We start from the raw sequence: 13,308 nt of genomic DNA on the forward strand, positions 1-13,308 counted from the left end.
TATAGAGCTCCTGAACATACTGATTATTTTGGCGGATTAATCATAATGTGCGCGCGGTGCGTGCCGGGATCCATGATCCAGGGCATCGCCGGGCCTTCGGGTTTGAGCGGGAGCCCCGTGCTTTCGGCAGTTGCGAACGGAATGTACACAACGTAGCGGAGGTAGCTGTCTTTTAAATCTCCCGTTGCCGGGTCAAAATTTTCGTCTGTTCCCGACAACACAAAAAGCGTGGAAGGTTGCTCAGGCATTTTCAATTTACCTGATTTTACCTCGGCTTCCCGAATATCAAAAATCTCCTTTGGTGACTTTTTCTCCGTTTTCAGTTCTCGGCCACGCGCCATGAACGGTTCGAGCAGGTTGTGGTAGCACGATACATTAATGCCTTTTTGCGCAGGATCGTCGGCGAGGCACACCCAGTCGTTTGTGCCTTCCCGGAGAATTTTAAATTGCCCATCGGTAGCAAACCCATACACACGAGCGCCTTCACGCTTGTCGGTGGGAGCGGCCAATACCGCCGATTTAATCTGTATTTCAGCCGTAGGAACGGGAGTTGTTTGGGCAAAAGCCGCAGTGCCTCCCAAAAGTCCGGAAAGGACGGTAATCCATATTTTTTTCATCAGAATCGTTGGTTTAAGTACGGTGTAAATTTGAATTTTCGTACAAAATATACATTGTTTTTATCAAAAAGCACAGCTAAGTGGTTAAACTACTTTATTGATAATCAATACCCATTGACCATAAACCCACCGTCAACACTCAGGCATTGGCCCGTTACATAGCTTGCAGCGGGAAGGCTCAAAAACAGAATTGCGGACGCCACTTCTTCCGCCGTTCCAACGCGCTTCATGGGTGTTCGCGCCAGAATATTCGCTAGCTTTTCGGGATCATTCAGGACTGGTTTGGCGAGTGGCGTGCGGATGTACCAGGGCGCCACTGCGTTTACACGGATGCCATCGGGGGCCCATTCAACGGCCAAATTTCGGGTCAGTTGGGTTACCGCCGCTTTGGACATTCCATAAATAGAACCGCTACTGATGTGCGTAAGCGCCGAAACGGAGCCAACATTCACGATGCAGCCTTTGCTACTTTTGAGCAACTCGTAGGTCGACTGCGCCAGTTCAAAAACGGACCGCAGGTTAATCTGCATGATTCGGTCAAATTCTTCGCCGCTGTACTGAATCGTGGGTTTTCGGATATTCATCCCGGCATTATTGACCAATATATCCAAACTTCCCCAATAGTCTTTTACATACTCTGCAATTTGGGCAGCAGCTCCCGGCGCTGTCATGTCAAAGGCGCGTCCGACGATGGACAAGTCTTTTTGCGCAGCTTTGCGCGCCATTTGGTCGATTGCCTCAGCATCACGGGCAACGATCATTACTTCTGCGCCGGCTTCCGCAAAAAGCCAGGTAGTTGCTTCACCAATCCCTTTGGTGCCACCCGTTATGAGGGCTTTTTTACCTTTTAAATTCCAGGAAATCATAGGTTAATTTTATGAAAATAGATGATCATGTTTTATGTAACGGCTCCAAACAATTTACCTGAACTGAAAATTATTTTAGCCAAAAGGTAAATATGCACACTCCTTTGATCTTTATATACTGAATCCAACAGAATGTTTGATTTTTACAACCCTGAATTACGATTTTAAATTAACAAATAAAAAAAATGCGTTTGACAAAATCCATTTACTTACTGCTGGGAAGTGCCGCCCTTGCGGGGCTACTCACCGCCTCCTACACGACCACCAATCCCAGCCAAAGAGGCGGCTCGGGCCTTGATTCTCTATATGCAAAACTTTCTGAGGAAGAAAAACGCTCCCCGGAGTTTGCAGTGGCGGGCCTGTCCGTAGCCGAAGGGTTGGAAGCAACGCTTTTTGCCGCCGAACCGACGCTTACCAATCCTACCAACATCGACGTAGACCATCGTGGACGCGTGTGGGTGTGTGAGGCTTACAACTATCGCCCGGCTATTACCGGAAATCCAACCCAACCCAAAGGCGACCGGATTTTGATTCTGGAAGATACCGACGGAGATGGGAAAACGGATACCGAAAAAGTGTTTTATCAAGGAGCCGAGTTAAATGCACCGTTGGGTATTTTGGTTTTGGGAAATAAAGTTCTGGTTTCGCAAAGCCCCTACGTGTGGCTGTTTACGGATGAAGACGGCGATGATAAAGCCGACAAAAAAGAGGTAATTTTTCAGGGAATCACAGGCGAGCAGCACGACCACGGCATGCACGCTTTTGTCTTTGGGCCTGATGGAAAACTTTATTTTAACTTTGGAAATGAAGGCGGACAACTTCTGGACGGACAGGGAAAACCAGTGGTTGGGAAAGATGGGAAACCGCTGGATTTTAAGAAAAATCGCATGGGAATCGTGTTCCGTTGCGATCCTGATTTTACCAATATTGAAATTCTGGGCAATAATTTCCGGAACAACTACGAGGTTGCGGTGGATAGCTACGGCACGATGTGGCAGTCGGACAACGACGACGATGGTAACAAGGGAGTGCGTATAAATTATGTAATGCCCTACGGAAACTATGGCTACACCGATGAACTCACCGGCGCAGGCTGGCGCGCCAATCGTACCAATATCGAAGCCGAAATTCCTCTTCGTCATTGGCACCTGAACGACCCCGGCGTGGTACCCAACCTGCTGCAAACGGGTGCAGGCTCTCCTACGGGTATGGTGGTCTACGAAGGCCGAATGCTCCCCAAAACGTTTCAGGATCAAATGATTCACTGTGATGCGGGTCCCAACGTGGTGCGGTCGTATCCGGTACAGAACGATGGCGCCGGCTACAAGGCTACCATCGCCAACGTGCTCGAAGGCACTCGTGACCAATGGTTCAGGCCGTCGGATGTGTGCGTGGCGCCCGATGGTTCGCTGATCGTGTCTGACTGGTACGATCCCGGCGTAGGCGGACATCAGGCAGGCGACCTTAACCGTGGGCGGATCTTTCGTGTAGCCCCGGCCAACACGCCTTACCGGATTCCTAAGGTAGACGTCATGAGCCCCGAAGGCGCAATCGAAGCGCTGCAAAATCCGAATATGTCGGTACGCTACATGGCCTGGAATTCGCTCGTAGGGATGGGTTCAAAATCTGTCGCACAACTTACCAAACTCTGGAACGACGAATCGGCCAACCCGCGCATGCGGGCTCGTGCCTTGTGGGTACTTAGCAAGCTGGAAGGCGCTTCGTCGCCCAGTCTGAGCAAAGCACTTACCGATTACAACCCCAATTTACGCATCACCGCTTTACGGGCGATTCTTCAACTACCCGTGGACGCCACGCCTTACATCAGCCGCCTGTCTTCCGACGCCGACCCGCAGGTACGCCGCGAGTGTGCCCTGGCTTTACGGGGTTTAACTACCGAAGGTGCAGCTGATGTCTGGGCCAAACTGGCGCAGCAGCACGACGGCAAAGATCGCTGGTATCTGGAAGCGCTAGGCATCGGGGCAGAAGGACAATGGGATCGTTTCTTTTCGGCCTGGCTGAAAGTTGCCGGACAAAATTCGTTGCAGACAGCCGCCGGAAAAGACATCGTGTGGCGGGCACGGACCAAAGAATCGGTGCCCTTGCTGGCATCTTTGGCCGGCGATGCTTCGGTTGATTTAAAGGAACGTCTACGCTATTTCCGGGCGTTCGATTTCAATCCCGGAGGCAAGGAAAAATCAGAAGCATTACTAAAAATCATGGAAGGCACCGCTTCTAATCAGGCCGAAATCAATCAGCTGGCCCTTCGCCACCTTGACCCCACGTATGTAAAACAAACGCCACGTGCGATGAGCGCACTGCAAAAACTGCTGGATTCGTCCTACGGCACTGCCGACTATATTGAATTAGTAGGCCGCTATGGCGTACCGTCTGAAAACAAGCGACTGCTGGCTCTTGCCATTCAAAAACCCTATGAAGGCATGGGTCGGGATGCTGGTCGAATTTTACTTTCGCAAGATGGCGCACCGCTGATTCGTGCTACCCTAAAAGGTACTGACGCCGCAAAAGCTACGGCTGCTTTGGCGTCGATTCGGTCAGTGGGCACCAAAGAGTCATTGGAAATCCTGCGCACTGTGGCCCTGGATGCCAAACAACCCCTCAGCATTCGTCGGGAAGCCGTGCGCTCGCTGGGCGGCAGCATGAACGGCGAAGACAACATCCTGGAACTTTTGCGGGCAGGAAAGCTTAGCGGTGAGCTCAAAGCCGCTGCTGTACAGGGTGTGAGCGGGGCCTGGCGCAAGGCCGTTCGCACCGAAGCCGCTACGTTTCTGGATGGTGGCACAACGGCCGCGGCCCAAAAACATCCGGCTGTCACAGAATTAATTCAAAGGAAAGGAGATATCGCCAAAGGAAAAACCGTGTTTACAATGTACTGCGCTGTGTGTCATCAGGTCAATGGAGAAGGCATGGATTTTGGACCAAAACTTTCGGAAATTGGCAGTAAACTACCCAAGGAAGGACAATACCTGGCTATTTTTTATCCTAGCGCAGGCATTAGCTTTGGCTACGAAGGGTATGAGGTAAAATTCAAAGATGGCTCTACGGCGGTGGGTATTGTTTCAAGCAAAACCGAAACGGATTTGATTATGAAATTTCCGGGAGGAAGTACACAGGAGTACAAAATGTCGCAGGTAAAATCAATGAAACAACTCGACGAATCCATGATGTCGGCTGGGCTGCACGAAGCCATGAGTACCGAAGAACTTACAAGTTTGGTAGAATATCTTGCTTCCCTGAAAAGAAAGTAAATGGTACAAATCTCGTAGTTGACTTTCCCCCCTGAGATAGCCTCAGGGGGGATTTTTCGTCTTTAACCTCGTCAGTTTGGTGAAAAAGCACAAATTCATGTATAGGAAAATAGCTTACTCCTATTTCCTTATGCCAAAAAGAACCCGTAATTTTCAACCCAAATTGATAGTGAAGATGATTCGGGATAATTTTAGTATGAAGTATAAATCAACTCTTTATAAATTTTTAAGTGTAGCGTTTGGTTGTGCATGTGGCGTATTTTTGAGTAGCAGCGCGCATCGAATCCCCCCGATTTCCGGCTTATATTTATCGGACAGCCTGCCAGTAAAAGACTCCCTGATCTACGATTCTTTGTCCGAAAAAGAGAAAAGATTTCCATCACACGCCCTGAGCGGGGTTCAGTTGGCCGAAGGTCTGGAAGCAACGCTCTTTGCGTCTGAACCGACAATCTCGAACCCGACTACGATTGACGTTGATCATCGGGGGCGTGTGTGGGTGTGCGATGCATATAAATTCAGACCCACGATTCACGGATACAGCCAAACCCGAACCAAAAAAGATCGGCTAACGGGCGACCGAATCCTGATTTTGGAAGATACCGATGGCGATGGCGTGGCCGATCTCACCAAGGTTTTTTACGAAGGTCCCGAGCTGGACGCCCCCCTGGGGATTTGGGTCATGGGTAATAAAGCGATTGTGTCGCAAAGTCCTTACGTATGGTTGTTTACTGACGACGACGGCGATGACAAAGCAGACCGAAAAGAAATTATTTTTCGGGGAATCAGCGGCGCAAGCCACGACCACGGCGTACACTCCTTTGTGTTTGGGCCCGACGGAAAGTTCTATTTCAATTTTGGCAGTGAAGGAAAACAACTTCTTGATGCCCGTGGAAGAGGCTTTTACGACAAATTTGATCAGCCCATCAATTTCCGTAACTACCGCAACGGCATGGTGTTTCGCTGCGATCAAAACTTTCAGAACCTGGAAGTACTTGGCGACAATTTCAGAAATGGTCTGGAAGTAGCCGTGGATAGCTACGGCACGGTGTGGCAGTCGGATCACGACGAAGACGGCAACGAAGGCGTACGGATCAACTACGTGATGGAAAACGGGAATTTTGGCTATACCGACGAAATGGACGGTACAAGCTGGCGCGTCAACCGGACCAATCTGGAAGAAGACATTGCAAGCCGGCATTGGCACCAAAACGACCCCGGCGTGGTACCTGACTTGCTGCATACCGGCTCCGGTGCTCCGGCCGGTATGGTGGTTTACGAAGGACGACTTTTACCCAGAAAATTTTGGGATCAGATCATTCACTGCGACGCCGGGCCGGGTGTGGTGCGGGCCTATCCGATTCAGAACGACGGCGCTGGCTACAAAGCGTCGATGCTGCCGCTCATGGAGGCTGGAAAAGACAGCTGGTTCAGGCCCTCCGATGTATGTGTGGCACCCGACGGCTCGCTGATTGTATCGGATTGGTATGATCCGGGAGAAGGAGAACTGGAACTTACGGATCAAAATCGGGGGAGAATTTATCGGATCGCTCCACCAAAAACCCCCTATAAAACACCAACCTTTGACCTGACTTCTCCCGAAGAAGCAGTTTTGGCGTTACAAAGTCCAAATCTTTCCATGCGTTACCTGGCCTGGAATGCCCTGGTTCGCATGAGTTTTAAGGCCGAACCTGCATTAAGTAAGCTCCTGCACCAATACAACGCTGACCCGCGCATGCGGGCACGGGCACTGTGGGTACTAAACAATATTGAAGGCGCAAGCGCTATGCACCTCGAAAATTCATTCCGCAACATGAATCCAAATTTACGGATTACAGCCCTGCGGGCCGTACGGCAGCGCAACAGCGATCCTACCGAATATATCAAACGCCTGACGGCTGACCCTGACCCGCAGGTGCGCCGGGAATGTGCCCTGGCGATTTACAGAAACCATACCTACGAAGCCCTGGACGTATGGCTGCAACTGGCACAACAGTACGAGGGAAATGACCGCTGGTATCTGGAAGCGCTGGGCATTGGTGCCGAAGGTCAGTGGAACCGGGTCTATAAAGCATGGCTCGAACGAGTAAACGACCCACTTGCCAAACCCGCCTACCGCGACATTGTGTGGCGCGCCCGCACCCGCCTGTCCATTCCACATTTGGCAGAGCTTGCCTCACAACCGCAGGTACCCTTGCAGGAGCGGTTGCGCTATTTTCGTGGATTTGACTTTGCACCGCAGGGTTACGACCGCTCTATGGCGTTGCTGGGCATTTCTCAAAAACCATTACCCGACCGCATAGAAGTGAGCAAACTCGCTTTGTATCATTTGGGTAAAGATTTTATCCGGGATTCGTATTGGGGGAAAATTGCGCTGGTCAAACTGCTGGACGACACCTACGGCACGCAGGATTACCTCGAACTCGTAGCGCGGTATACCCCCGTTTTTGAGAATGATCGTTTGTTCAAACTCGCCACTGACCAACCCAACACCGACCTTGGCCGCGACGCCGGGCGACAACTGCTGCGGCAGGCTCCTAATTCTTTTGTGTGGGACAAACTAGGCAAAAGTAACGACGATGTACAACTGGCTCTTGTGAGTGCGATCAAAGCCGTTGGTAGCCAAAAATCGCTGACGATTCTGGCGAGTATTGCCGCAGGCACAACTTTCCCGATGCATGTACGGATACGTGCAGCCCGAAGTTTGGGTGGAAGCTGGGAAGGAGAAGATTTTGTACTGTCTTTACTCAAAGAAAATCGACTTTGGGGGGAAGTAAGAGCCGCTGCCGTGGATGGTATTAGTCAGGCCTACCGGAAGGAAATTCGCGATAAAGCCGATCAGTACCTCGATTTTTCTGGAAATAACCCCACGTCAAAGGTCTTTGAATAATCCCTTGAAAACAGGTGGTTCGATGGTATATTTGTCAATAAACCGCCTTTCTTTCTAAAACCTTAACATAAAAAAGATGCTTCGGAGAAATTTCGTCAAATCAACCCTTGGACTTGCGGGTGCTACATTGGCCGCAGGCAGTGCCGCTACGGGTAGCCCGGCCAAAAATACATTCAAGCTAAAATACGCACCCCACTTCGGGATGTTCAAAAACACCGCCGGTGACGATCTTGTTGATCAGCTGAAATTTATGGCAGATCAGGGCTTTACGGCCCTTGAAGACAATGGCATGATGGGCCGCCCCGTGGATGTACAGGAGAAACTAGCCAAAGAAATGGATCGGCTGGGTATTCAAATGGGCGTTTTTGTGGTAGACAAAGGCGGAAACGGCGCTAATTCGCTGGCAGCAGGCAAGCAGGAATACATCGATATTTTCCTGAATGGTTGCAAGAAAGCCGTCGAAGTAGCCAAACGCGTCAATGCTAAATGGATGACCGTAGTGCCGGGTGATTTTGAACGCAGACTGCCGATTGGTGTGCAAACCGGCCATGTAATTGACGCCCTGCGCCGTGGTTCCGAAATCCTCGAACCACACGGCCTGACCATGGTGCTGGAACCTCTCAGCGACACGCCTAACCTGTTTTTGCGTACCTCTGACCAAACCTACGAAATCTGCCGGGGCGTCAACAGTCCTGCCTGTAAAATCCTGTTTGATATTTACCACATGCAGAAAAACGAAGGCCATATTATCCCGCATATTGACTGGACGTGGAGCGAGATTGCCTATTTTCAGATTGGCGATAACCCCGGACGTAAGGAGCCAACAACCGGAGAAATTAATTATAAAAATATCTTTAAATACATCTACGACCGTAGCAAAAAAGAAGGGAAAGAATTTATTATGGGCATGGAGCACGGGAATTTTTATCCCGGAAAAGATGGCGAAACCTCGCTGATCAAGGCCTATGTCGAAAGTGATAGCTTTGCTGTGTAGCAATCCATTTTGTCACAAATCAGGAACCCGCCTTTTGGCTGGGTTCCTTTCTATTTTTGGACACACGCTAATTGTCCTTACCTTATCGTAGGATTTAGCCCTCATAAAACTATGACCGAAATCATCACGCCAACCCGTCAACAGATTTTGACATGGGAGCAAACGCAACAAAAAATCCGTCGGATTGCCTTTGAAATTTACGAACGTAATTTTGAGGAAGAAGAAGTAATCCTGGCCGGAATTGCCGGGCAGGGCTTTGAGTTTGCCCGTCGACTTTCCGAAATTTTGCAAAGTATTTCACCCCTGCACACCGTGCTGGCAGAAATGATTTTTGATAAAGAAACGCCGCATAAAAGTCAGATTACGTTTCGGGATTCGGTTACGCTGACCGACGGCAAAGTCGTCATTGTCGCCGACGACGTCCTTAACACGGGCCGGACGCTCGCGTTTGCCCTGCAACCTTTTTTGCAACACCGCCTCAAAAAGTTGCAGGTAGCCGTCATCGTGGATCGAAACCACCGGCTGTTTCCTGTTTCGGCAGATTATGTCGGCTACGCCCTGAGTACCACGTTCAACGAACACGTAGAAGTGGTGCTAAATCAGCAAGGCGAAGAAGGCGTGTATCTGAAATAAGTAGCTGCAACTTAAACAAAAATTCATGGCATTGTCTGGATTTCCATTAATCCAGCAGCGCCAGAATATCTTCCCGGCTCAGCGATTTTAGAAACCCTTCCTCACTGGAAATGAGCGAATTAGCCAGCTGTTTTTTGGTATGCTGCAACGCCAGGATTTTTTCTTCAACCGTATTTTTACTGATAAATTTATAAATAAAAACTGTCCGGTTTTGACCGATTCGGTGCGCCCGGTCAATCGCCTGCGCTTCTATGGCGGGGTTCCACCACGGATCCAGAATAAACACATAATCGGCTGCGGTGAGGTTCAGGCCTACGCCACCGGCTTTAAGCGAAATAAGAAAAAGCCTGATTGATTCGTCGTTCTGAAAGCTCTCTACTTCCTTTTGCCGGTCGCGGGTAGACCCATCAAGGTAGGCGTAGGGAATGTCCTTTTGGTTGAGGTATTGGCGGAAAAGTTCGAGATGTTTGACGTATTGACTAAAAATCAAAATCTTATGATTTTCACTTATTACCGTTTCCAGTTTGTGCATCACATCCTTAAATTTCCCCGATTCGCCCAGGTACTCTTCATCCACCATACGCGGGTGATTGGCCAACTGCCGAAGGCGCGTTAGTCCCTGCAAAACTACCATTTGCGAGCGAGACATTCCCTGATCTTCAATGTGTTGCAGGATCATGTTTCGGTAGTACGACTTGGCTTCTTCGTAGGTTTTTTCCTGATCTTCGCTCATGTCGCAATAGTGAACGCTCTCTACTTTTTCGGGTAGTTCGGTAGCAACCTGCGACTTGTGACGGCGTAAAATGAACGGTTTGATGTGATGAAAAAGCCGCTGAATTTTTTCTTCATCATTCTTTTTCTCAATCGGAAGTAAATATTCTTTTCGGAAAAATGTTTGACCGCCCAGCAAACCGGGGTTAATAAACGTCATCTGCGACCACAAATCCAGCGTACTGTTTTCCAGCGGCGTTCCGGTCAGAATCAGTCGATGCGCCGAATGCAGCTTCATAACGGCCTTGGTAATATTGGATGCTGGGTTTTTGATCGCCTGCGACTCGTCCAGAATCACATAGTTAAATCGAAACGTTTTGAGCATATCTACGTCCAGCCGCACGATGCCGTAGGAGGTTAGAATCAGGTCATAGGCCTCAAATTGCTCCGTATTTTTTTCCCGGTACGTCCCCGTATATTGCAATATTTTCAGTTCCGGCGTAAATCGTTTTGCTTCCAGCGCCCAGTTATAGAGCAGCGATGTGGGCATTACCAGCAGCGAAGGTGCCTGCACGCCCGCTTCTTTTTCGGATTGCAGCAGCGCCAGCGTCTGAACCGTCTTGCCCAGGCCCATGTCGTCGGCCAGGCATCCGCCAAAGCGATACTGATTTAGAAATCGCAGCCAATCGTAGCCCGCTTTTTGGTAGCGACGGAGTTCTCCCTCAAAAAACTTCGGTGGCTCATACGATTCTATTTCCTGAAAATCGCGCAGGTTTTCGAGCCGGCGGCTAATCACAGCAGCGGCCAGGTTTTCCTGCTGCAACTCCTGCACCAGCATCATGTGGTGTTTTTTAAGCCGCAGGCCATCTTCTTCTTCGTGCGTTTCAATGAAGGCAAACAACTCCGAATATTTGGTAAACCACCAGTCGGGAATTACCGCAAACTCGCCATTGGGCAGAGGAAATTCTTTTTTATTTTGAAGAATAAAATTCCGAAGCTTAATAAAAGGTATTTCAAATTCGCCAAAACGGACGCGGGCATAAATATCAAACCAGTCGCGACCTTCGGTAATAGACACTTCCAGGGACGAATAGCCCAGAAAATACCGTTTGCCATTTTCTGAGTTTTGCTGAATGTCAATTCCGAGCTCGGTTAGCTGAGGCAGGTGATTTTGAACCCATTCAAATGCCGAAGCTTTGGGCATCACGATTCGCCCGTTGCGGATGTCAAGGTTCAGGCTTTTGAGTTGACGAAGAATGTTTTTCTCAAAAGTTAAATCCCGCTTTACTTTATGAAAAATATACTCATCACCCTTTTTTTCAAGGCTAACATTAGACGTATACGCAAAGTTATCGAACCGAAAGGCATGCTGTCCATACAAAAACGAAAGGTCAAATACCACTTCACTTTCATCGGTCCGGGCTTCTTCCAGCCCATCATCCTCGCCAAACAAAACAGGAACCTGTGAAGCACTTTTCAGATAGGTTTCCGAAAGAGTCAGCAGCGGTTTTGCCGCTACCGTCTCGCGTCTGATTTCGATGCCTTTGGCTACTACATCGTACGAAGCAATGAGCGGCACCACAAATTTGCGGTAGTACTGATCCTCTACGTTTCGGGGAATAACGATAAACTTCTTCTTCAAAAAAGGTCGTATTTTCTTGCCGTCCACTTCTCCTTCAAACTGGTAAATTCTGCCATCGACCACGAGCCACGCGGGCTCATCACAAATCACGATACCGTCCAGATATTGAAACGAAAGTTTTTGACCTGCATATAAAATCGTGGGGAAATAGTGGGTATTTTCTTCATTTCGCATAAAGTAAAACCGCACTTTCGCTTTTTCCGGCATCCACTCCACCCGTTTCCAGGCCGGATTGCCGTCGTTGCCCATGATGTACAAATGGCGGCCCGGAAGCTTTTTCAGGATTTCACTTTTTGCATTTTCAAGGTAACCCGCAATGGTTTCCTGCATGACTTTATCGCCCTTTTGCGGATCATACACTTTCAGAAAAAAATCCAGAGCGGAGAGTTTTCGGGGATTAAATTTCCGCAGAATAGCATCCTGCTGAATATCATCCATCATCCTGACGAGTTCAAAATCAACTTCATCCAGCCCGGCAGAAAACTCCTGCACATTTTTGGCCGAAATGTTCTGATTCAATAAGGTCAGTTGTCCGCGGCTATCCACTTGTACCACAAAGGATTCAAATAGGTAGCCCAGGTACTCGTGCTGCAAAAGCGAGTAAATTATTTGGTAGGGTTCGGCAGTAGATACCTTCATAGGTTTGTGAAATCTCAGAAAAGAACTGGGTGATTGGCGTAAACAGAAGACCCTGCACGAGTAAGAAAGGAGAGAACAAACCAAAGCCTCAAAGAATGCATGGCTTCGTTTTACAGCCGAAACAATACCAAATATACGGGTAAAGAGGGCAAAAACAAATAATAAAGACCATCGGGCTGATGGTCTTTATGTAGCCGTATTGGGCTCAGTGTACTTTTTATGTGTTGCTTTTAAAACTATCTCACATGCTACTTTTTACTCATCATGCCGGAACCGATACAGAAAGGGAGCTTTGTGAGCGGCACCGGTCATCTTTTTTTCGATGCGCTCCAACAGGCCTCCACTCAGCATTTTACGCTGAAAGTTTGAGCGGACGAGCTTTTCGCCCAAAATGGTTTCGTGTAAGGCCTGTAGCTCACTCATGGTAAACGTAGGAGGCAAAAGATTGTAGCCCACATCGCGATGATCGAGCGTAATTCGCAGGGTTTCAAGGGCTTTTTGAACCATTTGATTATGATCAAAAATCAGGGGCGGAATGTCACTGAGGTCCCTCCATTCGGAGCTCGCCGATAAGTAATCAGCAATGGGCTCGGCCTTGGTGAAGTCGATGAGAGCGTAGTAACCAATAGAAATAAACCGCTGCGACAGAAAAGCTACTGCCTCGGGACTCGCGCGAATTCCTTCCAGAATTTGACGTTGAGTTTCTTCCGACCGACGGTTTTTATCGCCATAGACATGAAACTGTTCAAGGTAAATATTTGACAAATTCGTCCGCTCAAAAAGTATCCGCTGAGCCGCATCCGACAGGTTTTCATCTTCATGCAAAAAACCTCCCGGCAAGGCATACAAATCCGAGTTGATGATTCGGGTGACAAGGAATTTTAACTGATTGCCATGAAATCCAAAGACGACACAATCAATCGAAATGCCGGGTAGAAAATGGCTGTTCATAACTATTTAGGAGTAGGTAATTAGTTAAAAAGCGAAAAAAACAGAGAGCTACTAGTCAGAAAATTTGCTGAAAAGTAGCTCTCAGTAATAGTAAGGACG

General features: G+C 48.8%; 8 protein-coding genes. 4 read left to right on the top strand and 4 right to left on the bottom strand.

Going from position 1 to position 13,308, the window contains the following annotated elements; genetic code table 11:
* Positions 1-23: 23 nt before the first annotated feature.
* Both EZE20_RS13535 and EZE20_RS13540 read right to left on the bottom strand, forming a co-directional pair.
* Positions 24-617: a hypothetical protein gene (locus EZE20_RS13535; protein WP_132118502.1), complete on the bottom strand. Its 594-nt coding sequence runs from the start codon at positions 615-617 to the stop codon at positions 24-26.
* A gap of 104 nt (positions 618-721) precedes the next feature.
* The gene (locus tag EZE20_RS13540) at positions 722-1,483 is read right to left on the bottom strand and encodes an SDR family oxidoreductase (protein ID WP_132118504.1); all 762 of its coding nucleotides are present in this window, start codon (positions 1,481-1,483) and stop codon (positions 722-724) included.
* 185 nt (positions 1,484-1,668) lie between these two features.
* On the opposite strand from EZE20_RS13540, the gene EZE20_RS13545 reads away from it, so the two are divergent.
* The 4 genes from EZE20_RS13545 (at position 1,669) to EZE20_RS13560 (ending at position 9,266) form a co-directional block, all read left to right on the top strand.
* Positions 1,669-4,752, top strand: a complete 3,084-nt coding sequence (locus EZE20_RS13545) for a PVC-type heme-binding CxxCH protein (RefSeq protein ID WP_132118506.1) — start codon at positions 1,669-1,671, stop codon at positions 4,750-4,752.
* 130 nt (positions 4,753-4,882) lie between these two features.
* Positions 4,883-7,639 carry a PVC-type heme-binding CxxCH protein gene (locus EZE20_RS13550; RefSeq protein WP_228713744.1) on the top strand — a complete coding sequence of 919 codons (2,757 nt, stop codon included), beginning with the start codon at positions 4,883-4,885 and terminating at the stop codon, positions 7,637-7,639.
* Between the two features lie 76 nt (positions 7,640-7,715).
* Positions 7,716-8,633: a hydroxypyruvate isomerase family protein gene (locus EZE20_RS13555; RefSeq protein ID WP_132118508.1), complete on the top strand. Its 918-nt coding sequence runs from the start codon at positions 7,716-7,718 to the stop codon at positions 8,631-8,633.
* A 111-nt stretch (positions 8,634-8,744) separates the two neighbouring features.
* A complete protein-coding gene (locus tag EZE20_RS13560) occupies positions 8,745-9,266 on the top strand; it encodes a phosphoribosyltransferase family protein (RefSeq protein ID WP_132118510.1) in 522 nt (173 codons plus the stop codon).
* A gap of 46 nt (positions 9,267-9,312) precedes the next feature.
* Here EZE20_RS13560 and EZE20_RS13565 read toward each other — a convergent pair whose 3' ends face one another.
* On the bottom strand, positions 9,313-12,258 hold the full coding sequence (locus tag EZE20_RS13565) for a DEAD/DEAH box helicase (RefSeq protein WP_132118512.1): 2,946 nt from the start codon (positions 12,256-12,258) through the stop codon (positions 9,313-9,315).
* Positions 12,259-12,513: 255 nt separating this feature from the next.
* Positions 12,514-13,209, bottom strand: coding sequence for an NrtR DNA-binding winged helix domain-containing protein (locus EZE20_RS13570; protein WP_132118514.1), 696 nt, complete (start codon positions 13,207-13,209; stop codon positions 12,514-12,516).
* Positions 13,210-13,308: the final 99 nt, after the last annotated feature.

This window comes from Arundinibacter roseus (genome assembly GCF_004348825.1).
Lineage (GTDB): Bacteria > Bacteroidota > Bacteroidia > Cytophagales > Spirosomataceae > Arundinibacter > Arundinibacter roseus.